This is a genomic window from Actinobaculum sp. 352 (assembly GCF_003957265.1).
Taxonomy (GTDB): Bacteria; Actinomycetota; Actinomycetes; order Actinomycetales; family Actinomycetaceae; genus Asp313.
Window position 1 is genome coordinate 1 of the sequence record NZ_RQSN01000009.1, and the last position, 23521, is coordinate 23521.

Consider the following 23521-nt stretch of genomic DNA (forward strand, 5'->3'; position numbering starts at 1 on the left):
TCCTCACCCTCGCCCACCGCCGCATCCTCACCCTATACGCCATGATCCGCGACGGCTCCCTCTACGACCCCCAACCAGCACAGCAACTACCCACCGCCGCTTGACAAACCACATAGGGGCACCCCCCGGCGACGGAGTTGCAGTAATAGCACGTTTTGGCGGGCAACCTCCGGTAAGCGAAGGTCACCGTATCGGTACAGGCGGATGGATCAGTCCCGAGGGCATCGACTACTCGCCGTCCTAAGGACGCTCCCAGTACTTCGATGCCGGTCGCACCTCAACTTATGACCAGGGAAGCATCCTGATTGGCAACGGCGTCGCTTCTGGGGGTGCCCTTATGTGGTTTGTCAAGCGGCAGCGTCCTCAACCTCGCTGACCATCTCCTGACGCGAGTGGCGGGGTGTCTCGGAAGATTGTGAGATATGGAGCATGGGCACCAGCGCGTCCCGCCGCTCGACATTCTGCCACTCAGCGGTGTCAATCAGGTGAGCGAATCAGGCGCCGATTGTGGAATGGGTGCGGTGAACGACCTGTGGATGCTCGGCTCGGCGTTCTAGCTCTCGGAGGAAACATGGTCGGACGATACACAGGTGGTGCCGGAGGAACTTCGTGCCACTGGGCGCGGACTCCACCACGGTGAGGAAGAGACCCGGGCACACTCCAACCGGACTCCGCAGGAGGAGGACGAGTGGAAAACACGAAGGTCGATCCAAGTAAACTGCGCTACCGCCTGGCGGAGAACTGGCGGCAAATGAGAGAGTTACCGTTTTGCGTTGCCGCGAAGCAAGCACGGCCCTCACCTCCCTCCAGCCTGGTACGGAAGTAGCGCGTGTCATACGGCCATGGCAAGGCACTGGCGGGACCTTCGGGGTATCCTGTGATGTGGCCGCGCCCGCTGGGCGCATTACAGCGAGGAGGAAAGTCGCGTGGCGACCACGAATGACCTGAAGAACGGCATGGTGCTTAACATTGACGGACAGCTGTGGAGTGTCGTCGAGTTCCAGCATGTCAAGCCGGGTAAGGGCCCGGCTTTCGTACGTACTAAGCTGAAGAACGTCTTGTCCGGGAAGACCGTTGACCGCACCCTCAACGCGGGGGTCAAGGTCGAAACGGCTACCGTGGACCGTCGCGACATGCAGTATCTTTACAACGACGGCACGGACTTCATCTTCATGGACCTTGAAACCTACGAACAGATTCCGGTGTCCCCAGAAATCGTTGGCGATGCCGCACATTTCCTTCTGGAGAACCAGCAGGCAATTGTTGCCTCCCACGAAGGACAGACACTTTTCGTCGAACTTCCGGCATCGGTAGTGCTAGAAATCACCTACACCGAGCCTGGATTGCAGGGAGACCGCTCGTCGGCCGGAACAAAGCCCGCCACGGTTGAGACAGGCTACGAAATCCAGGTTCCCCTCTTCCTCAATCAGGGTGACAAGGTGAAGGTTGATACCCGCACCGGCGATTACATCTCTCGCGTGACGGACTGATGGCAAAACGGCGGCGGACCGCACGTACCACTCAACGTCATCGTGCCCTCGATGTCATATTTGAGGCTGACGAGAAGGACCTGCTGGAAGAGGAACAACTTCTTCATCTCCTGACCGAGCGTAGGAGTGTTTCCACCGCGCAGACGCCAATCGGCGATTTTGGCGCACAGATTGTGGAGGCGTACGCCAGTCATGCAGACAATATCGATACCATAATCGAAGCGGCGAGCGAGGACTGGGCAATGGCACGTATGAACGTCGTTGATCGCACGATTCTGCGTGCCGGAAGCGCGGAGTTGATGTTCATGGGTACCCCACGCGCCCTCGTCGTCACCGAATGGTCTGCCCTGGCGCGAGAGCTCTCAACGGACCGCTCCGTCGGCTTCGTCATGGGCGTGCTCAACCGGGTCGCCGATATCCGGGCACGAGAACTCGGGCAGGACGATGCCGGAGCTGGCGAGGCGGCTACTCTTGATTCGCGCAGTGGGAAGCAGGATGACTCTGCGGAAGATGCAGTAGCGGACGCGGATGCGTCCGAAGGCATTGGCGGCTCCGCTGCCGCGTCTGCCGAGGCTACAGAGGGCCTTGGCGAGAATATGGACTAGCGGGCCTGATTGCCCGCCATAACTGAATACTAGAACCGGGGTCTGTCTACTGGCTGGCCCGCGTCCTTTAATCACCGTCCCGTGAGGCGGGGAAGGAGAACTCAATGGTTCCGGCACGCACCCACGCGGTGCTTGACGCTGATGATATTTCGCGGTCGCTGCGGCGTATCGCCCATGAAATCCTGGAACGCAACCGCGGCGTCGATAATGTGGTCCTTTTGGGCATTTTGACTCGTGGAGTGCCCCTGGCAAGACGTCTGCACGATATTCTGGCCGATACCGCCGCGCAGGCCGATATTCCCGTCGGTGCACTGGACATCACCATGTACCGCGACGATCTTGCCGCGCAGCCAACTCGCGCACCTCATCCCACCAGCATTCCCGCCAGCGGCATTGATGATAAAACTGTGGTTCTCGTCGACGACGTGCTGTATTCGGGCCGCACAATCCGCGCGGCACTCGAAGCACTTTCCGATCTGGGGCGACCGCGGGCCGTCCAGTTGGCGGTTCTGGTTGATCGTGGTCATCGCGAACTGCCGATCCGCGCCGACTACGTCGGCAAGAACTTGCCAACCTCCCACGATGAGCGCGTCCGAGTTTCGTTGGTGGAGATCGACGGCAACGACGGCGTCCGGATTGAGGAGAACTGACATGCGGCATCTGCTCTCCACACGCGATCTTTCGCGCGACGACGTACTCCTGCTCCTCGACACCGCGGAGGCGATGGCGGCGACTCAGGCGCGGACTATCAAGAAACTACCGGTGCTACGGGGACGGACGGTCGCCACACTCTTCTTCGAGGACTCAACGCGTACCCGGCTCTCCTTTGAGACAGCCGCGAAGCGCCTCTCAATGGATGTCATCTCCTTCTCGGCACGCGGATCGTCGCTCTCCAAGGGCGAATCCCTGAAGGATACCGCTCAGACCATCGTGGCCATGGGTGCGGAGGCGCTTATTGTGAGGCACTCGGCCTCCGGTGCCCCGCAACGTCTTGCCGATACCGACTGGGTGGATGTACCGATTCTCAACGCGGGAGACGGAACACACCAGCATCCCACACAGGCGCTTCTCGATGCTTTTACCTTGCGCCGCCATCTGCATCGGCACGATGATCTGCCTGCACCGGACGGCTCGGGACTCGACGGCGCGCATGTGGCAATCGTCGGGGATATTCTGCATTCTCGAGTGGCCCGCTCCAACGTCGAGCTCATGACCACCCTCGGTGCCCGGGTCACGCTCGTCGCTCCACCCACCCTGCTACCCGTCGGCATGGACGACTGGACCTGCGATGTGGTACTGAGCCTGGATGAGGCTATCACCGCACATCCCGACGCCGTCATGATGCTGCGCGTGCAGCGTGAACGGATGAGTCACGCCGGTGGGGGATTCTTTCCCTCGCCTTTCGAATATCACCGAACTTTTGGCCTGAACTCGCAGCGGCTGGCAGCATTGGGCCCTGACGCCGTCGTCATGCACCCGGGGCCCATGAACCGAGGGCTGGAAATTACGGCAGAAGCTGCGGATTCCGCCCGGTCGGTTGTCACCGAGCAGGTGGCCAACGGAATCTCCGTGCGCATGGCCGCCCTCTACCTTCTTCTGGCGCACGGTGAGGAGATTGCAGCATGAGCCGGTACTTGATCCGAGGCGCCCGCCTCCTGGGCAAGGAAGTCGTTGACATTCTCACGGGTGACGACACGATTGAAGCCGTCGGTGCCGACCTCCCGGTACCAGCAGATGCGATTATTGTCCATGCCGCTGGTCTCATCGCGCTACCCGGTCTGGTGGACCCGCATACGCATTTGCGTGAGCCCGGCCGCGAAGACTCCGAAACCGTACTCACCGGTTCACAGGCGGCCGCCGCCGGCGGCTACACCTGCGTCAACGCAATGGCTAATACGATGCCGGTGCAGGACACCGCCGGTGTCGTCGAACAGGTTCTACGCTTAGGGCGCGAGGCGGGCTACGTTGACGTGCGACCCGTCGGTGCAGTGTCCGCCGGGCTAGCCGGTGAGCATCTCGCCGAACTCGGTGCCATGGCCGAGTCTGCGGCAGCCGTACGCTATTTCTCCGACGACGGCGCCTGTGTAGCAGATCCGGTTCTGATGCGTCGTGCCCTCGAGTACGCCAAGTCTTTCGGCGGTGTTATTGCACAGCACGCCCAAGATCCGCGCCTGACCGAAGGCGCGCAAATGCATGAGGGAGAGATCTCCGCCCAACTCGGTCTGGCCGGTTGGCCCGCCGTCGCTGAGGAATCCATCGTGGCGCGTGATTGCCTCCTCGCACAGCATGTGGGTAGCCGCGTACACATTCTCCACCTGTCTACCAAAGGATCGGTTGATCTCGTCCGCTGGGCCAAATCGGAGGGTATGCCTGTGACGGCCGAGGCCACCCCGCATCATCTGGCCCTTGACCACCGCGAAGCGTGCTCCTACGACCCTCGCTTCAAGGTGAATCCGCCGCTGCGCACGCCGGCCGATATCGAGGCACTACGACGCGGCATTGTCGATGGAACAATCGATGTGATCGGTACGGACCATGCCCCGCATCCCGCCGAGGATAAGGATTGCGAATGGAGCGCCGGCGCGCACGGCATGATCGGATTGGAGACCGCTCTGTCCGTCGTCCAGCAGACCCTCGTAGACACTGGGCTGATCACGTGGTCGGATGTCGCGCGTCTCATGAGCTACACTCCGGCGCAACTGTGCCAGAATCCGGCGCAGGGCAGGCCGATTGCCGTCGGCGAGCCAGCTAACCTCTGCCTGCACGATCCTCGCGCCACTCGCATGATTCGCGCCAATGCGCAGCATTCAAAATCGGCGAACACTCCTTGGGAAGGCCGTGAGCTGCCCGGGCGGATCATGTATACCTTCTATCGGGGCGTCCCAACCGTCTGGGACGGTCAACTACGTGGCCGCGAGGAAATCGCAGCAGAAAGGGAGGCGTGGTGACCACGCAACGCGAGTCGGCCGTCATCGTCCTGGAGGACGGAAGTACATACATCGGTCACGCCTACGCTGCACGCGGACGGACACTGGGAGAGATTGTGTTCTCTACCGGCATGACCGGGTACCAGGAGACATTCACCGACCCTTCCTATCACCGCCAGATCATCGTCATGACGGCGCCGCATATTGGCAACACCGGCATTAACGCCGAGGATCCGGAATCCGCACGTTTCTGGGCCGCCGGAGTCGTATTGCGCGATCCAGCCCGGCGCGCCTCGAATTGGCGTTCCACCGGCGAGTTGGAGGATGCGCTTGCTGCTGCCGGCGTGGTAGGCATCGCCGACGTCGACACGCGCGCCATTACACGCCATCTACGTGAAAAAGGTGTGATGCGCGCCGGGATCTTCTCCGGGGCGGCATTGCCGGATGGGGCTGTTGAAAGGAAAGAGGCAGCCCTCGAGGTGCTGACCGGTATTGTTCGGCAAAGTCCCGAAATGACCGGTGCGGACTTGGCCAGCGAAGTCACCACCCCCGACGCCTATGTTGTGGAACCGGAGGGGGAGGAGCGGGCAACCGTTGTTGCCGTCGATATGGGGATAAAGGCCCGTACCCCCGCACAACTCGCCGCGCGCGGTGCGCGTGTCATCGTCGTTCCCATGACGGTGAGCCTCGCGCAGATCGAGGCGTACAGGCCCGACGGCGTGTTCTTCTCCAACGGTCCCGGGGATCCGCAGGCTGCCGACCAACAGGTCGAATTGCTCCGCGAGGTGCTCGACGCTGGTTACCCCTTCTTCGGCATCTGCTTCGGAAACCAGTTGCTAGGGCGGGCACTCGGCTACGGCACCTACAAACTCGAGTACGGGCACCGCGGAGTCAATCAGCCGGTCTTGGACCGTTCTACCGGCCGGGTGGAAATCACGGCACACAACCACGGGTTCGCCGTCGATGCACCGGTGGAAGACCCATCGCTCTCGCCCTTCGCCGGAGGCAAGTACGGGCGGGTCGAAGTCTCGCATGTCGGCCTGAATGACCAGGTGGTTGAAGGCCTACGCTGCCTTGATATTCCCGCGTTCTCGGTGCAGTACCATCCAGAAGCCGCCGCCGGACCGCATGACGCGTCCTACCTGTTCGACGCCTTTCTCGACCTGATGGTCGCACAACGCGGCAAGACGGAAGATCCCGGAGAAGACGAAACGAAGGCAACGCAAGACAAGGAGAACAACTGATGCCGCGGCGCCTTGATATCACCTCCGTTCTCGTGATCGGCTCCGGTCCGATTGTGATCGGTCAAGCCTGCGAGTTCGACTACTCCGGTACACAGGCCTGCCGGGTGTTGAAGGAGGAGGGGTTGCGCGTCATCCTCGTCAACTCCAATCCGGCCACGATTATGACCGATCCGGAGATGGCGGATGCCACCTATATCGAGCCGATCACCCCGGAGATCGTGGAGAAGGTGATCGCCAAGGAACGGCCAGATGCGTTGCTGCCGACCCTGGGCGGCCAGACGGCTCTGAACACCGCGATGGATTTGGTGCAGCGAGGAGTACTGGACCGCTACGGAGTGGAACTCATCGGCGCGCATGCCGATGCAATCACCAAGGGTGAAGACCGCGATAAATTCAAGGCGGTTGTCGAACGTTGCGGAGCACAGTCCGCCCGCTCGGTGATCTGTCATTCGCTGGATGAATGCCATGACGCGGCATCCGAACTGGGCTACCCGCTTGTTGTGCGTCCCTCCTTCACGATGGGCGGCTTGGGTTCCGGTCTCGCATACGATCAGCAGGACCTCGACCGAATAGCCGGCCAAGGGCTCCATTACTCCGCGACCACAGAAGTACTGCTGGAGGAGTCGATTATCGGCTGGAAGGAGTACGAGCTGGAGATCATGCGCGACCAGGCGGACAACGTCGTCGTCGTGTGCTCCATTGAGAATGTTGATCCGGTGGGTGTGCATACGGGGGACTCGGTCACCGTAGCTCCGGCGCTGACACTTACGGATCGCGAATACCAGCGCCTGCGTGACATTGGTATCGCAATCATCCGCGAAGTCGGCGTCGACACTGGTGGGTGCAACATCCAGTTCGCCGTCGAACCGGAGACCGGCCGGGTGATTGTTATCGAAATGAACCCCCGCGTATCGCGTTCTTCCGCCCTTGCTTCAAAGGCAACAGGGTTCCCCATCGCAAAGATCGCCGCTCGGCTGGCAATCGGATACACGCTGGATGAGATTCCCAACGACATTACCGAGTCCACGCCGGCGTCCTTTGAACCGACCCTCGATTACGTCGTGGTGAAAGTGCCGCGTTTCGCCTTCGAGAAGTTCCCCGATGCCGACCCCACGCTGACAACCACCATGAAGTCGGTGGGCGAAGCGATGGCCCTTGGGCGGAACTTCACCGAAGCCCTACAAAAGGCCATGCGCTCCATCGATAAGAAGGGCACTGTCTTCCATTGGGATGGCACTCCTGCCACTGGCGAAGTTCTCGCGCGGCTTATTCGCGACTGTGCTACACCGACCGAGGACCGGTTGATCCAGGTCCAACAGGCACTACGCGCCGGTGCGAGCATTGACGAGCTATATGCGGCAACCGGTATCGACCCCTGGTTCTTGGACCAGATCAGCCTCATTAACGAGGTGGCAGAGCTTGTAGCCGTTGAGGAGTCCCTCCGTCCTGCCACGCTGCGAGAGGCGAAGAGGCATGGTTTCTCCGATGCGCAAATCGGCAGGATTCGCGGCATTTCCGAGGAGGCGGCGCGGCAGATTCGCTGGGCGTACGGCCTCCACCCGGTGTATAAGACGGTGGACACCTGCGCGGCTGAATTCGCTGCGCGTACGCCGTACCATTACTCCAGCTACGACGAGGAGACGGAGGTCAGCCCGCGGCAGCGCCCGGCAATCATCATTCTCGGTTCCGGGCCCAATCGTATTGGCCAGGGCATTGAGTTTGACTACTCCTGCGTCCACGCCACGCAGACGTTGGCTTCCGAGTACGAGACCATCATGGTCAACTGCAATCCGGAGACGGTTTCAACAGATTACGATATCTCCAACCGCTTGTATTTCGAACCGCTGACGCTGGAAGATGTCCTAGAAGTCTATAAGGCCGAATGCGCGGCAGGTCCGGTGTACGGCATGATCGTTCAATTGGGCGGCCAGACGCCTCTCTCGCTCGCTGCCGCACTGGAGGCCGCCGGAGTCCCGATTATCGGTACTTCGCCCGGTGCCATTGACGCGGCGGAGGATCGTGCGCTTTTCGGCGGTGTGCTCGCCCAGGCAGGTCTGCGCGCGCCTGACTACGGCACGGCCACGAACGACGATCAGACGCTGGAGATTGCGAAGCGTATCGGCTATCCGGTTCTTGTGCGGCCGTCGTACGTGCTTGGCGGACGTGGCATGGAAGTCGTCTACTCGGAAGAACAGCTGCGAAACTACCTGGACCGGCACGAAACTGCGCGAACTGACGCCTCACGTGTCAACGCACCGCTGCTTGTGGACCGCTTCCTCGACGCCGCCACCGAAATCGATGTAGATGCGCTATTTGACGGTGAGGAGCTATTCCTCGGCGGGGTCATGGAGCATATCGAGGAATGTGGTATCCACTCCGGCGATTCCGCCTGTGTGCTACCTGCAGTCACACTCTCGCAACACATTATCGACCGTATCCGTAAGGCATCCGAAGCTATTGCACGCGGCGTGGGCGTGCGCGGGCTGTTGAATATTCAGTTTGGGTTGATGAATGACATCCTCTATGTCATTGAGGCCAATCCACGCGCCTCCCGCACCGTTCCCTTTGTTTCAAAGGCCACAGGTGTACCTCTGGCACGTGCGGCGGCGTGGGTGATGGCGGGGAGATCGATCACTGAGCTCCGGCGGCTCGGATTGCTGCCGGAACACGATGCCAGTGTCATGGACGTTGATTCCAGTGTGGCTGTAAAAGAGGTGGTTCTTCCCTTCAAGCGTTTTACTACCCGCGATGGCCGCGTCGTCGATACGGTTCTCGGCCCGGAAATGCGTTCTACCGGCGAGGTGATGGGGTACGCCGATACCTTCCCAACTGCCTTTGCGAAGTCGCAGGAGGGAGCCTACGGCGGCCTACCGGATTCGGGTACGGTGTTCATCTCCGTCGCTGACCATGACAAGGGCTCCATCATCTTCCCCGTACTGCAAATGGTAGACCTCGGTTTCCAGGTTGTGGCCACCACCGGAACCGCCGCCGTGCTACGCCGCTACGGCGTGCCGGCCGCCGTGGTGCGAAAACAGTCAGAGGGGCGCGGCCCCGATGGTAGTCCGACAATCGTCGATCTCATCACCTCCGGTGACATCGATATGGTGGTCAACACCCCGAACACGCCTGGGGCGCGGCGTGATGGGTATTCCATCCGCGCTGCCACGACGGCGGCGGATAAGCCGATTATCACGACGGTGCAGGAGTTTGCCGCGGCAGTGCAGGGAATTGCCGCCCGCCGGAAGAGGAGTTTCGCCGTGAAATCCCTGCAGAACTACGATCAGGAACGCGAGGAGCGCCTGGTATGACGGCTGATCACCGTGCGGAAATGGCGGACTTCGGCGTGCGCCTCGGTCAACGTATGCGCGAACGAGGTCCGCTGTGCGTGGGCATCGATCCGCACGCCAGTCTCTTGGAACGATGGGATTTGCCTGACACTCCGGTCGGCCTGCGCGAATTCTCTTTACGCACCATCGATGCGCTCGGTGATTACGTTGCCGCGTTTAAGCCGCAGTCGGCGTTCTACGAACGACACGGGGCACAGGGAGTTGCGGTTCTGGAGGAGGTACTACAGGCTGCGCGGGCCGTCGGCGTACCGACGATTCTCGACGTTAAACGCGGCGATATCGGTTCCACCATGGACGCCTACGCGGACGCCTACCTCGAAGGGTCATTACGTGCCGATGCCCTCACTGTGTCTCCCTATTTGGGACCGGCTTCATTGAAGAAGACGGCGTATCGAGCCGCATCACGCGGGAGGGGACTCTTTGTACTCGCGCTGACTTCAAATCCCGAAGGAGCCATCGTTCAGCACGCCGGCGATGGTCGCGAATCGGTGGCGAGAACCGTCGTCGACATGGTGGCTCGGTGGGATCGGGAGCTGTGTCCGGCCGGAATCGGACCGGTCGGAATCGTCATTGGCGCAACCATCGCCGACGCGGCGCGTCAGCTCCGTATCGAGCTCGCCGACTTTCCCGGCTTGATTCTCGCTCCCGGTGTCGGCGCGCAGGGCGCCGGTGGGAGCGAACTACGTGCGGTCTTCGGCGCATCCAATCCACGTGTTCTGGCATCGGCATCACGCTCGGTGCTCGCAGGAGGACCGGATGCCAACGGGCTACGAGAAGCGTTCATGGATGTGTTAACGGATATCGAGGTTGTGGACTGACCGCGAGGTACAGACACATTCTCTTCGGCTGGTTACGTTATCGTAACCAGTTCTTTGCAACTATGTTCACAATTGGATGCACATTATTTCTGACGTATCTTTCAGGTTTTTTCGCGCTCACCAAGTCGCACCGCGATGACCTGCGAAGATATTCGCGACGGCGTCGGCTTTTTTCCTAACGCGCAGAAACACGCGAAAACGCGCAAAAAGTGGGTTATAAAGGCCTTACCGCAGGTGCTTCTGCGGGGTAGGACATCAAGGAGACCGAGATGGCACTTCCCAAGCTTACTGATGAGCAGCGCGCAGCTGCTCTCGAACAGGCGACTGCCGCACGCCAGCGCCGCGCCGAGGTTAAGCGTAATGTTAAAGCGGGTAAGATGACGATTCCGGAAGTTATAGAACTCTCCGCCTCGGAGCCTGTGTTAGGCAAGATTCGGGTTTCGGCCCTTATCGCTTCTTTGCCGGGTGTTGGTACCGCGAAGGCGAAACAGGTCATGGACGAACTGAGCATTTCTGAGTCCCGGCGCATCGCTGGACTCGGACGTCATCAACGGGAGGCTCTTATCAAGCGGTTCAGTTGACCGAACCATGCATGAATTCCGCGGCGTCCCGCGATCATGGCACTATTGAGGCATGGGTGCTTCAGATGGCGGCGCTTCGACCGCGGTGATTCCGTATGTGGTGGCGGGCCCTTCCGGGGTGGGCAAGGGCACGGTTATTCGCGATCTCCTTGCGAGGGCGCCGCAGTGTTGGCTTTCGGTCTCCGCGACAACTAGACAGCCTCGGCCCGGAGAACGGGAAGGCATTGACTATCACTTCGTTTCCGACGCGGAGTTCGACCGTCTCATCGACTCCGGCGAAATGCTGGAATGGGCTATCGTCCACGGCCGGAATCGTTACGGCACGCCGCGGCAGCCTGTGGTTGACATGCTCGCGCGGGGCCGGATCCCTATTCTAGAAGTTGACCTGGATGGAGCACGGCAGATCCGGCGTTCGTGGCCAGATGTCGAACAGATCTTTGTCGACGCACCGTCGTGGGAAGAACTTGTCCACCGCCTCAGGGGGCGTGGTACCGAAGATGCGGCGGAGCAAGAGCGCCGCCTGGAAACCGCGCGTGTTGAACGTGCGGCCCGCGACGAATTCGATCACGTCGTTATCAACGATTCCGTGTCGGGTGCCACGGACCAGCTACTTCGCATCATGGGGCTCGGGCAGTAGAATCTATAGCTGCACATAAGGAGAGGAATAACATGTTCGGTACCGTTCCCGAGCCCGAGGGCATCACGAACCCGCCCATTGACGAGTTGCTTGAGAAAGTCGACTCGAAGTACGCGCTAGCCGTGTATGCCGCGCAGCGTGCGCGTCAAATCAATTCCTACCGCCAGGAGATGACACGCGGGGATGGCAACATCAGTCATTTCGGACCACTTGTTGAAGCAGGTCCGGAGGATAAACCACTGTCGGTCGCTCTGCGAGAGATTGTCGCCGAGAAGATCGAGTGGGGAACTGAGTCCGAGTGAGCGAATCTCGGGCCGCCCGGGGGGACGGCCCGCATCATGTGATCGTCGGCGTCACGGCGGGCATTGCTGCCTATAAGAGTTGTACGCTGGTCAGGCTGTTGAAGAAGTCGGGTCTCGACGTCACGGTGGTCCCAACCCCGGCCTCGCTTGATATGGTTGGCCGAACCACGTGGGAGGCACTCAGCGGCCGGAAGGTTCACACCTTGGTCACCGAGAACGCGGCAGGCGTGGAGCACGTCAGTCTCGCCCGGAGTGCAGATCTGGTGGTCGTGGCACCCGCCAGCGCGAATACAATCGCCAAGGTCCGGGCCGGAACGGCGGACAACCTCTTGACGGCGACCTTACTAACGGCGACGTGCCCGGTTATGCTCGTGCCGACTATGCATAGCGAAATGTGGTTGAATCCGGCGACACAAGACAACGTGGCAACATTGCGCCGACGCGGTATTGAAGTCGTCGAGCCCGCCGTCGGACAACTGACCGGTCCCGACTCCGGACCCGGGCGAATGCCGGAGCCGGAGGAGATCGCGCAGCTCGTCCAGGCACGACTAGCCGGTGTTCCGCGCGACCTCACGGGCCTGAAGATAGCAATCAGCGCCGGCGGAACGCATGAGGCCATCGATCCGGTTCGCTTCATCGGCAATCGGTCCACCGGTATATTCGGCGCGGAGATAGCAGCTGCGGCGACACAGCGAGGTGCCGATGTGACCCTGGTGGCCGCGAATGTAACCTCCGAGGTGTTGGCCCGCGTGCCCGGCGCCCGCATCGTTCCTGTTGTCTCGGCGGCGCAGCTTCGAGAGTCGATGCATGCGGCCGCACGTGATGCCGACATCCTCATCATGGCCGCTGCCGTGGCCGATTACCGGCCTGACCGTACGGCCGACGCGAAAATCAAGAAAACCGAAACGGGGCTTACCCTCACTTTGGTCGAAAACTCCGATATCCTCGCCGAGCTCGCCCACCAGCGGCACAGGGAACGGCAGATGATCGTCGGGTTCGCCGCCGAAACAGGGGATGGCGAGCACGACGTGCTGCAGTACGGACGTGACAAGGCTCGCCGCAAAGGGGCAGATCTCATGGTCATCAACGAGGTCGGTACTGATCGCGGCTTCGGTCCGGTTAATACCACGGTGACGATTGTCGACCGCGACGGCAATATCCTCGGTACCGCCTCAGGAACCAAATCGGCGATGTCTCGCCATTTACTCGACGCCATTGTCGCCTGGCGCGAACGCCCCTAAGCGTCCACTTCACGACGCCACCCACCACCACCGCTACAAGGAGAACTACATGCCGATGCCATTCACCTCGGAATCCGTTACCGAAGGACATCCGGACAAGGTGTGTGACAGAATCTCCGACGCCATTCTTGATGCCATGCTGACAGACGATGCACAGTCCCGTGTAGCTGTGGAAACGATGGCCACGACTGGCCTTATTCACGTGGCAGGCGAAGTCACCACAGAGTCCTATGTGGAGATTCCTGCTCTGGTGCGTGAGACCATCCGGACGATTGGCTACACATCATCCGACGTGGGCTTTGATGGCAGCTCCTGTGGTGTCACTCTGTCAATCGGCCAGCAGTCTCCGGATATCGCCGATGGCGTGGATACGTCGCTGGAGAAGCGTGAGAAAGGAGTCGGACTGGATCGCTTTGACGGCCAGGGGGCCGGTGACCAGGGCCTTATGTTCGGCTACGCCTGCCGTGAAACTCGCACCTTGATGCCTGCACCTATACAATTGGCGCACCGCCTGGCCGAACGCCTCACCCACGTCCGCAAGGACGGTGTCGTACCGGGCCTACGCCCGGACGGAAAGACGCAGGTGACCATCGAATACGACGGCGACCACCCTGTCGCCCTGACCACGGTGGTCATTTCCACTCAGCATGCTCCGGAGATCGAACACGGATGGCTGGAAGGCACACTGCGCACCCACGTGCTGGAGCCGGTGCTGGAAGACGAGAATCTTCACCTGGACACCGCGGGGCTTCGCCTCCTGGTCAATCCGTCGGGAAGGTTTGTGATTGGTGGGCCGATGGGTGATGCGGGGTTGACCGGGCGCAAGATCATCGTCGATACCTACGGCGGTATGGCACGGCACGGCGGCGGTGCGTTTTCCGGGAAAGACCCATCGAAAGTCGACCGCTCTGCCGCGTACGCGGCTCGGTGGGTGGCGAAAAATGTGGTGGCTGCGGGGCTGGCGTCACGTTGTGAATTGCAGGTGGCATACGCGATTGGACGTGCCCGGCCGGTTTCGGTACGCGTCGAGACCTTCGGCACGGAAACAGAGCCCGTGGATCGGATCGAGAATGCGATCCATAAGGTATTCGATCTGCGTCCGGCTGCCATCATAGAGCAGCTTGATCTGAAACGCCCGATTTATCAAGAGACTGCGGCGTACGGTCATTTCGGCCGCGAGCTTCCTGATTTCACCTGGGAGAGGACGGATCGGGTTGAGGATCTGCTCCGCGCCTTGTAAGTGCTTTTGGAACGGAAGCACAACGACTACGTGCCGTGCGAGGCCACTGCATGAGCAGAGACCAACCTGAAATGTGACGGAGCCACGTGGTGAAATAACACTATGGAAAGGAATCCACAGTACGGTGCGTCAGCCGAATCGGTTAGCGGCCAGGCGCGCCTTGATTCCTTGCAGGCTTTGCCTGGGCTGACCGAACTCCCCGGGCTCGGCACCGTGCCAGCGGCACAGGAACAGGGCGTGTTGCTTCCTATCCCCATCACACAACGCGAAATCACCGGGTCGGCGCCCGATCCTGTGGCGCATGTCCACCTTGAGTTGCAACAGCCCCATCTTGACCGTGTCTTTGACTACCTGATCCCGGAACGGTTCGCCGATACGGCACGGGTAGGGGTCCGTGTCACCGTGGATATCGCAGGGCGGCAGGCCTCCGGTTTTATCGTCGCACGTGATTCAGTCACGACGACGGCGAGTCGACTGCGTCCGTTGCGGCGCGTGGTGTCACCGGTGCCCGTATTATGCCCGGAGGTGTACGAGGTTGCCCAACAGGTTGCGAAATCGCACGCTGCACCAACAGCGGACGTCCTTCGTCTGGCTGTTCCGCAGCGTCATGCGCGGTCTGAACGCGCTTACCTTCAGGAGCACGGGCCGATAACGCGGGATGCCCTGCAGGTCATGAACAGTCGGCAGGGAGAAGAGCAGGCCCCGAGCGGCGAGGCATCCGAGGAGGCTCCTTTTCACGCATATGATGCGGAAGGGGCCGCGCGCGGCGCATCATCAGACTCCGCGTGGAGTTCCTATCGCGGTGGTAATGCGTTTCTCAACCATCTGCGGCACGGTGCACCACATGCGGTGTGCTGTGCGCTTCCCGGACGAGCAGGAGGATCGGAGGCGCTGGCCACCGCGATCAGTGAAGTTCGACGCGGGGGCCGCGGGGTCCTGGTCATTGCACCAACTACGCGGCATGCGGAGCGCCTAGCCATCACCTTGCGGCAACTGCTACAAGAAGACGTAGCTCTTGTGTCGGGGGAGGACGCCTCACAGCAGCGCTACGGCACCTTCCTGCGGATTCTTGGCGGGCAGGCCCGGATCGTTGTCGGCACTCGCGCAGCCGTGTGGGCGCCGGTTCTGAATCTTGGTATGTGCGTCGTCGTCGACGACGCGGCAGAGCCTCTGCGCGAGGTCCGCTCGCCGTACTACCACGTTCGCAGTGTGCTCACCGCCCGCGCACAGGCCGCACATGCAGCATTGCTCGTGTTCTCGCCCTACGTCAGTGAGGAATCAGCTGCTCTGGTGGGCTCCGGGCAGGCGGTGGCCCTGGAAGGAACCCCACAGGCCATTCGCTCCTGTCTGCCGCGTGTCAGCGCTGCGGAGCAGTGGGAACGGGAGCGAACACCGTGGTCGCGCATCCCGGACTCCGTCTTCAGGCTAGTTCGAGAAGCGTTGACACGGGGCCCTGTACTCATGGTCGTCCCGCGTGCAGGCTATGTGCCCATCGTCGCGTGCGCCGTCTGCCATACGCATGCGGATTGCCCGCAGTGTTCTGGCGCGTTGTCCATCGCACAGGCACAGGAGGCACCACGATGCTCCCGATGCGGCTGGAAGGCGCAGGCATGGCGTTGTTCCCGCTGCGGCAGCGCCCAGCTGCGTGCGGTACGCATCGGCTCGCATCGCACCGCGGAAGAGATCGGACGGGCATTTCCCGGCATCGGAATCGTGCTTTCTGGCGCTCATGCACCAGACGGAATCATCGCTTCGGTGAATGAACGCCCGCGTCTCGTTGTTGCCACGCCGGATGCGGAGCCAGAAGCAGCGGGAGGATTTGCTGCGGCCGTCGTGCTTGATTCCCGTTTCCTCCAGGGGCAGGGACTCGACGCGCAGACGCAATTTCTGCGTCGTATGGCGCGTGTCATCATCCGTGTGCGGTCGGCTCGCCAAGGAGGGCATGTGATTCTGGCCGGAGGTGCAGACCCGGCGATCACTCGCGTACTCGCCGAATGGCAACATAGACTGCGTGCTGGCGATGCTATACAAGAACGCGAAACGTTGCGGCTACCTCCTGCCAGCCGCTGGTTCGGGATTTCCGGAGCGCCACGGGACGTACGGAAGTTCCTCGCCCTAGCACAGGTAACGCTCTGGCGGGAGGAAGGCAACACGCCAGCCGAGGCTGCGGCTCCGGGAGAGGAGATTCCAGTTGACGCGCTACTTGTCGGCGGCGTGCACCGCCTCGCCGGGGGCGTTGAACTATTGGGACCAGTCCCGGCACGGCGGATGGGAGAAGTGACGGTCTACTTGCGTCAGTCCCGTACCCGCGCCGATTTGCTTGCAGCCAGCGTACGACGCAGCTATCGCGAATACACGGCGTCCTCCCTGGGATCCCCGTTGCGCATTGAAGCCGATCCCTCTTTGTAGTCGGCGCTGCAGACGCCCCGTATAGCCGGTACTTCACGCTCCCTTCACATCCATGCCCCCGGCGCTAGCGATAGCCGCGCGGCCGCGATGGTTCAGCACTGCGTTTGAAACCCTCATCGCACTTAGACGGTACAATCGGCGCGTGCGCATTATCTTTGCCGGTACCCCCGAGACAGCCGTTCCTTCGCTTAGTCGCCTCATCGCGGCCGGACACGACGTGCTGGCGGTACTCACCCGTGCTCCTGCCCCCAGGGGACGGAAGCGAACGCTGCACCCATCAGCGGCGCACGAGGCGGCGACAGCACTCGGCATCCCCGTGCTGACACCGCGCAGCCTGCGCGATGCGGATATCGGCAAGACAATTCGCGAGTTAGCGCCCGACGCGGTCGCCGTCGTCGCCTATGGCTTACTGGTACCTGCGGACCTGCTGTCAGTTCCGCGTAAGGGCTGGATCAACCTTCATTTTTCCTTACTTCCGGAATGGCGTGGAGCTGCCCCGGTTCAGTACGCCATCGCTGCCGGACAAGAGGGGACCGGCGCCTCCACCTTTCTTCTGGAGGAAGGACTCGACACCGGACCGGTATTCAAGACTCTTAGCGAGACTATCCGGCCCGACGACACATCCGGTACGTTACTTGAGCGACTTGCCCATTCCGGTGCCGATCTGTTGGTCGAAACATTCGCGGCGCTGGAGGACGGTTCCGCTATAGCGACACCACAGCGCGGCGAGCCCTCCTATGCTCCCGCTCTCAGTTCTGCGGATGCTCGAGTTGATTGGAAGCAGAGCGCGCAACAGATCGAAAGCATGATCCGCGGATACACGCCCGCACCGGGACCCTGGACCGTGCTCGGGGACCTGCGGATTAAACTCGGACCGGTTACGCCGGTACCGGGAACAACGGATCTCGTCCCCGGACAGTTGCGGGAGGACCTGGTGGGTACCGGTAGCTACGCCGTGCGCTTGGGAACGGTTGCCCCCGCAGGTAAACGGCCGATGGCGGCAACTGACTGGCTACGCGGCGCGCACTTGTCTCCTTCCGCAGGATTTGAGGTACTAGCATGACGGAACGCCCAAGTGGATGGCATCCCGGACGGAAATGGACAGACCCGGCCCGCCAGGTTGCTTACGACGTGCTACGCGCAGTGGATGAGGACGGAGCCTATGCGAACCTCGCCCTACCGCAGGAGCTGCGTCGCGCTCGGCTGGGACGCCTTGACGCGGCATTCGCCACGAATCTGTGCTACGGCACATTGCGCATGCGCGGACGTTGGGATGCGATTATCGGCCGTTGTTCGCAAGGGCGCCGCATTTACGATATCGATCCCGAACTCCTTGATGTGCTTCGGCTTGGATGCCAGCAGCTGCTTGGACTGGGCACGCCGCCACATGCCGCCATCCACGAGACCGTCACTCTTGCCCGCAATGAATTCGGGCAGGGCGCGGCAGGCTTCGTAAACGCCGTGCTACGCCGAATCAGCGAACGGGCAGATCGGTGGGAGGAGATCCTGCGCTCCAGCACTGCATCCGAGGAAGAGTTCCTCGCTGTGTGGCATTCGCATCCCCGCTGGATTGTGGAGGAGCTGGCGCAGGCACTGCCTGTTCATGGACGCGATACGGGCGATCTGCCGCAGGTTCTGGAGGCCGACAACGAGCCGGCGAAGGTGGCTCTAGTGGCGCGCGAGATCAGCGCCGAACAGCTTGCGGAGAAGATCGCCCGGGCAAGAATGGACAGCGCCCCCGGCGTATTGATGCCCAGCGCGCGGCTGCTGACAGCGGGAGATCCGCATCGCCTATGGGCTGTGCAGGACGGGCAGGCCGGGGTCCAGGACGAGGGAAGCCAACTCATTGCTGCGCTACTGGCACATGCGCCATTGCATGGACCAGACGAGTTGTGGCTTGACATGTGTGCCGGACCAGGTGGGAAGACGGCGACTCTCGCCTCCTACGCCGCGCAGCGGGGAGCTCGTATTCACGCCAATGAGATTCAGGAACACCGGCTTGACCTAGTCATGAATGCCGTCGAGCCTTGGTCCGATCTGGTCGATTTGCGGCTCGGTGACGGACGCGACCTGGCAGCGCAAGAGCCAGGCGTTTACGACCGCATCCTGGTGGACGCCCCCTGCACCGGCGTCGGCGCGTTGCGACGTCGGCCCGAGTCTCGCTGGCGAGAGCGCAGCCTTGACGAGCTCACGTCGCTACAGGGCGAATTACTTGCTGCGGCCTTTGCGGCCCTGCGGCCCGGCGGATCGCTCGTCTACTCCACCTGCTCTCCGCTGCGTGCCGAAACACGCGATATCGTTGCGTCCTTCCTTAACCATCATGCGGATGCCGAACTTATCGATGCTGCTCCCATTGCCTCGCGTTGCGCAATACGAGAAGTGGAGAGTTACGACAAGATGATCCAGCTGTGGCCGGATATAGATCAGACTGACGCGATGTTCATGGCTCTGATCACCAAGAAGTAGACAGCGGCACGGCATTTGCCCCCTTCCGGGCCACCGTGCCCGTGTAGGCTTGGCGCATGAGCGTTGTTATTTCCCCGTCCATTCTCAATTGCGATTTTGCCCATCTCGGCGATGAACTTGCGAAGATAGCCAATGCCGACTACGCACATGTAGATGTGATGGACAACCACTTCGTGCCGAACCTGGCTCTCGGCCTGCCCGTGGCCGAAGCCGCCGTCACCGCCAGTCCAATACCGGTGGATGCGCACCTGATGATCGAAGACCCGGACCGTTGGGCGCCGGCCTACGCCGAGATCGGTTGCGCTTCGGTGACCTTCCACGCTGAAGCGGCCGCCGCACCGATTCGGCTTGCCCGCGAGCTCCACGCCCAGGGCACTCGGGTGGGCCTGGCATTGCGCCCGGCCTCCGCAATCGAGCCGTATATCGATATACTCTCCGAGTTCGACATGATTCTCATCATGACCGTCGAGCCGGGTTTCGGTGGACAGTCATTCCTCGAGTCGATGATGCCGAAGGTTGCCCGCACCCGCGCGGCCATCGAGAATGCAGGCCTGGAAACGTGGGTGCAGGTCGACGGCGGAATCTCCCGTGCAACTATCACTCAGGCCGCCGAAGCCGGAGCGAATAACTTCGTGGCGGGGTCCGCCGTGTATCGAGCCGACGATGCGTACACCGAAGTGGAGGAATTACGACGCCTGGCCCGCGAAGCCTCGCATACACACTGATCTGGGCGGCTCCGGTCTCGTAAAGCAACTGCGCGTCGAACCTCGCGAATCTCGCATTGAGTATTTCGGGTCCCGCGACCCAGTGGCTCTCTTACCTGCACCAGTACCGCAGTCGGAATTGGCCCATGTACCATACTGTGCAATAATCGCCCTGAACACAAACGTGCTCCGGGGTCAGTGGAAATCTGAACCGGCGGTGACAGTCCGCGACCCGCGCAAGCGGTTGACAGGGTGGAATTCCCTGACCGACGGTTAAAGTCCGGATGGGAGGCGCACGAATCGCGGCTATGTGCCAGCATGACCTTCGTCCGTTCTCTCCGCCCTGCTGCAGGATGGGAAGGTACGCCGGATGGGTTTAAGGCGAGGGTGGCTCCCGCCGCTGGAATTCGGGCTAGCGCTACTCGCATTATGGTGGGCGTCGTCCACTTTCGCGCTTGTCGATCAGCATTTTCTTCCCACCCCGCAGGCCGCCGTTTCTCGTCTGCTCTCCGGCCTGAAATCGGGATACTTGTGGCGTGCGCTGCTGGTGACCCTCGAGGAGGCCATGGCAGGCTGCATGATTGCCGCGGCCGTGGGTATTCCACTGGGGTATGCCATCGCCAAGTCGCGCGTCTTCTCGCGCATATCGCAGCCCTATCTCGCCGCTTCACAGGCGATTCCCGCAGTGGCCATCGCTCCGCTATTGACCATCTGGATCGGACACGGCCTTGCTTCCGTGGTGGTTCTGTGCACGATTATGGTTGCCTTCCCAATCGCGGTGTCTACATCGGTCGGCGTGCGGCAGATCGACCCGGAGATTATCGGGGCAGCCCGGCTCGACGGTGCCGCGGGTCTGACACTCATTCGACGTATTGAGGTACCGCTGGCCGCACCGACAATTCTCTCCGGTATCAGAACCGGCTTTACGCTGTCAATCACCGGTGCGATTGTCGGAGAAATGGTGATGGGAGGTGAGGGGCTAGGCCTCCTGCTCGGTACGGCACAACAATCCTCGGATGTAAAGGGACTTTTTGCCATCATCATCCTGTTGGCCATCAGCGCGGTATCAATCTATGGCATGTTGCTGCTGGTGGAGCGTAGAGCAAATTACCTCATCAGTTAGACGCGGCATCCTGGGTGACTGCCGCATGGGCCCTCGACTCCGCCGTAGCGAACCTTAACCCGCCGACGGGAGACCTGCCGACCGGAATCGACTCCGCCCCTTCCGGCGAGCTCGGCCATCGCCGTCGGACAATCACATCTTCCCCACATACTAGAAACGAGTTAGCAGTGAAGAAACAGATCCTCGCCCTCATGACCGCCTGCCTCTTGGCACTCAGTGCCTGCTCAGGCAGCAGCGATGCAGCGTCCACCGGCCAAAGACAGGCCACGTACACCATTGGCCTGACGTATGTGCCGGACGTTCAATTCGCTCCCTTCTACGTCGCCGCCGAGCAGGGATATTTCGACGATGCCGGTGTGGACGTCACCGTGCGCAATCACGGCGCACAGGAATCGCTCCTGGGCGCACTGCAGTCGGGCGACGAGGATATCGTTTTTGCCGGAGGAGACGAGGTGATGCAGGGGCGTTCCACCGGAATCGACGTCGTCAACTGGGCGACCATGTACCAACAGTATCCGGTGACGCTTATCGTGCCTGAAGACTCCGCGATTCAATCGGCGGCGGACCTTCCTGGCCACAGCGTTGGCCTACCGGGCCAGTACGGCGAGAACTATTACGCACTTCTCGCCATGATGAACGCTGCCGACCTCAGCGACGACGACGTCGACGTGCGGTACATCGGCTACACGCAGGCGGCGGCGTTGAAGTCGGGGGAGGTTGATGCGGTCATCGGCTTCATTAACTCGGACGTAGTCGCCATCGAGAATTCGGGAGTGAAGGTACGCACAATCGACATGGTCGATGGCGGCCTTCCGTTGGTCGGGGTTGGACTCGCCTCGCTTTCCGATACCTTGTCGGGCAGCAAGGGCGACTTCTTGAAGATCCTCTCCGCGCTGGAGCGGGCCGTTAATTTCTGCGAAGAACATCCCGAGGAGGCACTGAACATCACGGAGAAGTACGTTCCGGCTCTGGCGGAAGAAGATGTTCGTGCTACGGCTGCCATCACGCTTGACGAAACCCTGCAGCTCTACACGGGCGCAGATGTGTTCGGATCACAGAATGATGCACAGTGGACTGCGATGGCCGACTTCATGCAGGACAATGGGTTACTGGAGGAAGCCGTGCCGGCCAACGAGGCCTATGTGGCGCTGCGAGATTAGCTGGACCGCTACGAAGACGCGAGCCGCACAGCGGTAGGCTATACCCGTGAAGACTTTTGACGAGCTGTTCGCCGAACTCAGTAGGAAGGCTACTGAGCGCCCCGCGGGATCGGGCACCGTGGCGGAATTAGATGCGGGTGTGCATGCCATTGGGAAGAAGATCGTTGAGGAAGCCGGTGAGGTGTGGCTGGCTGCCGAGTATCAGAGCGATGAGGAACTGGCCGAGGAGGCCTCTCAGCTCATGTACCATTTGCAGGTCATGCTGATTGCACGTGGCCTGACTCTCGATGACATTTACCGCTATCTTTAGGATTCTTCATGCTTCGTATCGCTGTCCCCAATAAGGGCTCCCTGTCTGAACCGGCGTCCCACATGTTGCGCGAAGCGGGATACCGGCAACGGCGTGATTCACGCGAGCTGGTGCTGACCGACGCGGATAATGATGTCGAGTTCTTCTTCATTCGCCCGCGCGATGTTGCGGTGTACGTGGGCGCTGGAACAGTTGATGTCGGAATCACCGGACGTGATCTACTTCTGGACTCCGGCGCCGCCGCGGTCGAACACCGCGCCCTCGGCTTCGCCCGGTCGACGTTCCGTTTCGCCGCTCCGAAGGGCACCTGCTCCACACTGGAAGATATTCGCGGCAAGCGGGTTGCCACCTCATACGACAACCTGGTGAGGCTGTTCCTCGAAGAACGCGGAATCGATGCGACCGAAGTTCATCTGGATGGCGCGGTAGAGTCGTCCGTTCAGTTGGGTGTGGCCGACCTTATTGCCGACGTCGTCGAAACGGGAACCACGCTGCGCACCGCAGGTCTGGAGGTCTTCGGCGAGCCGATTCTGCATTCCGAAGCCGTACTTATCCGCGGCAAGGATAGGGAAGAGCCGCAGGGCCTGGAAACGCTTGACCGCCGTCTTGAGGGTGTGTTGGTTGCCAGGCAATACGTCATCTTTGATTATGACTGCCCGGCCACACAGTTGGAAGAAGCTGTGAAACTGACCCCGGGACTGCAGTCGCCAACTATTTCACCTCTACACGAGGTTGGCTGGTACGCGGTTCGCGCCATGGTCAGCCGTGACGACATGAATCGCATCATGGACGCGCTTTACGCCGCAGGTGCGCGTGGTGTCATTGTGACGCCCGTGCTTGCCTGCCGGATCTAGCCGACGCAGCGCTGCGAAGGGAAATAACGCGGTTCGCATCCGAAGCCACCGGTTGCTTCGCGT

The 23521-nt window shown here is 61.3% G+C and carries 21 protein-coding genes and 1 riboswitch; all 21 genes read left to right on the plus strand.

Annotation, left to right across the window (positions count from 1 at the left end; translation table 11 throughout):
* Window positions 1-926: 926 nt before the first annotated feature.
* On the plus strand, window positions 927-1490 hold the full coding sequence (gene efp, locus EKN07_RS09710; protein WP_108715605.1) for an elongation factor P: 564 nt from the start codon (window positions 927-929) through the stop codon (window positions 1488-1490).
* Window positions 1490-2095, plus strand: coding sequence for a transcription antitermination factor NusB (locus EKN07_RS09715; protein ID WP_108715606.1), 606 nt, complete (start codon window positions 1490-1492; stop codon window positions 2093-2095). The genes efp and EKN07_RS09715 overlap by 1 nt, the downstream gene beginning before the upstream one ends.
* A 104-nt stretch (window positions 2096-2199) precedes the next feature.
* Window positions 2200-2745, plus strand: a complete 546-nt coding sequence (gene pyrR, locus EKN07_RS09720; protein WP_108715607.1) for a bifunctional pyr operon transcriptional regulator/uracil phosphoribosyltransferase PyrR — start codon at window positions 2200-2202, stop codon at window positions 2743-2745.
* A 1-nt stretch (window position 2746) separates the two neighbouring features.
* Window positions 2747-3721 carry an aspartate carbamoyltransferase catalytic subunit gene (locus EKN07_RS09725; RefSeq protein WP_108715608.1) on the plus strand — a complete coding sequence of 325 codons (975 nt, stop codon included), beginning with the start codon at window positions 2747-2749 and terminating at the stop codon, window positions 3719-3721.
* The gene (locus tag EKN07_RS09730) at window positions 3718-5043 is read left to right on the plus strand and encodes a dihydroorotase (protein ID WP_108715609.1); all 1326 of its coding nucleotides are present in this window, start codon (window positions 3718-3720) and stop codon (window positions 5041-5043) included. Before EKN07_RS09725 ends, EKN07_RS09730 begins: the two co-directional genes overlap by 4 nt.
* Complete coding sequence (gene carA, locus EKN07_RS09735) at window positions 5040-6266, plus strand: glutamine-hydrolyzing carbamoyl-phosphate synthase small subunit (RefSeq protein ID WP_126146286.1); 1227 nt, start codon at window positions 5040-5042, stop codon at window positions 6264-6266. The genes EKN07_RS09730 and carA overlap by 4 nt, the downstream gene beginning before the upstream one ends.
* On the plus strand, window positions 6266-9574 hold the full coding sequence (gene carB / locus EKN07_RS09740; RefSeq protein ID WP_108715610.1) for a carbamoyl-phosphate synthase large subunit: 3309 nt from the start codon (window positions 6266-6268) through the stop codon (window positions 9572-9574). Before carA ends, carB begins: the two co-directional genes overlap by 1 nt.
* Window positions 9571-10431, plus strand: coding sequence for an orotidine-5'-phosphate decarboxylase (pyrF, locus tag EKN07_RS09745; protein WP_240611189.1), 861 nt, complete (start codon window positions 9571-9573; stop codon window positions 10429-10431). The genes carB and pyrF overlap by 4 nt, the downstream gene beginning before the upstream one ends.
* Before the next feature lie 269 nt (window positions 10432-10700).
* Window positions 10701-11012, plus strand: a complete 312-nt coding sequence (gene mihF, locus EKN07_RS09750; protein ID WP_108715611.1) for an integration host factor, actinobacterial type — start codon at window positions 10701-10703, stop codon at window positions 11010-11012.
* A 52-nt stretch (window positions 11013-11064) separates the two neighbouring features.
* Window positions 11065-11649, plus strand: a complete 585-nt coding sequence (gmk, locus tag EKN07_RS09755; RefSeq protein ID WP_126146287.1) for a guanylate kinase — start codon at window positions 11065-11067, stop codon at window positions 11647-11649.
* 32 nt (window positions 11650-11681) lie between these two features.
* A complete protein-coding gene (gene rpoZ / locus EKN07_RS09760; protein ID WP_108715612.1) occupies window positions 11682-11951 on the plus strand; it encodes a DNA-directed RNA polymerase subunit omega in 270 nt (89 codons plus the stop codon).
* Complete coding sequence (gene coaBC / locus EKN07_RS09765) at window positions 11948-13192, plus strand: bifunctional phosphopantothenoylcysteine decarboxylase/phosphopantothenate--cysteine ligase CoaBC (RefSeq protein WP_206435711.1); 1245 nt, start codon at window positions 11948-11950, stop codon at window positions 13190-13192. The genes rpoZ and coaBC overlap by 4 nt, the downstream gene beginning before the upstream one ends.
* Before the next feature lie 49 nt (window positions 13193-13241).
* The gene (gene metK / locus EKN07_RS09770; protein WP_126146288.1) at window positions 13242-14432 is read left to right on the plus strand and encodes a methionine adenosyltransferase; all 1191 of its coding nucleotides are present in this window, start codon (window positions 13242-13244) and stop codon (window positions 14430-14432) included.
* A gap of 102 nt (window positions 14433-14534) precedes the next feature.
* The gene (locus EKN07_RS09775; protein WP_126146289.1) at window positions 14535-16841 is read left to right on the plus strand and encodes a primosomal protein N'; all 2307 of its coding nucleotides are present in this window, start codon (window positions 14535-14537) and stop codon (window positions 16839-16841) included.
* 142 nt (window positions 16842-16983) lie between these two features.
* A complete protein-coding gene (gene fmt / locus EKN07_RS09780) occupies window positions 16984-17904 on the plus strand; it encodes a methionyl-tRNA formyltransferase (RefSeq protein ID WP_126146290.1) in 921 nt (306 codons plus the stop codon).
* Window positions 17901-19307, plus strand: a complete 1407-nt coding sequence (locus tag EKN07_RS09785; RefSeq protein WP_126146291.1) for a transcription antitermination factor NusB — start codon at window positions 17901-17903, stop codon at window positions 19305-19307. Before fmt ends, EKN07_RS09785 begins: the two co-directional genes overlap by 4 nt.
* 56 nt (window positions 19308-19363) lie before the next feature.
* Window positions 19364-20032 carry a ribulose-phosphate 3-epimerase gene (gene rpe, locus EKN07_RS09790; protein ID WP_126146292.1) on the plus strand — a complete coding sequence of 223 codons (669 nt, stop codon included), beginning with the start codon at window positions 19364-19366 and terminating at the stop codon, window positions 20030-20032.
* 160 nt (window positions 20033-20192) lie between these two features.
* A riboswitch (FMN riboswitch) is annotated at window positions 20193-20311 on the plus strand.
* Between the two features lie 70 nt (window positions 20312-20381).
* The gene (locus tag EKN07_RS09795; protein ID WP_126146293.1) at window positions 20382-21134 is read left to right on the plus strand and encodes an ABC transporter permease; all 753 of its coding nucleotides are present in this window, start codon (window positions 20382-20384) and stop codon (window positions 21132-21134) included.
* A gap of 167 nt (window positions 21135-21301) precedes the next feature.
* On the plus strand, window positions 21302-22294 hold the full coding sequence (locus EKN07_RS09800; protein ID WP_241228173.1) for an ABC transporter substrate-binding protein: 993 nt from the start codon (window positions 21302-21304) through the stop codon (window positions 22292-22294).
* Window positions 22295-22340: 46 nt separating this feature from the next.
* Window positions 22341-22604, plus strand: a complete 264-nt coding sequence (locus EKN07_RS09805) for a phosphoribosyl-ATP diphosphatase (RefSeq protein WP_108715621.1) — start codon at window positions 22341-22343, stop codon at window positions 22602-22604.
* A gap of 8 nt (window positions 22605-22612) precedes the next feature.
* Window positions 22613-23458, plus strand: a complete 846-nt coding sequence (gene hisG / locus EKN07_RS09810; RefSeq protein WP_126146294.1) for an ATP phosphoribosyltransferase — start codon at window positions 22613-22615, stop codon at window positions 23456-23458.
* Window positions 23459-23521 lie beyond the last annotated feature (63 nt).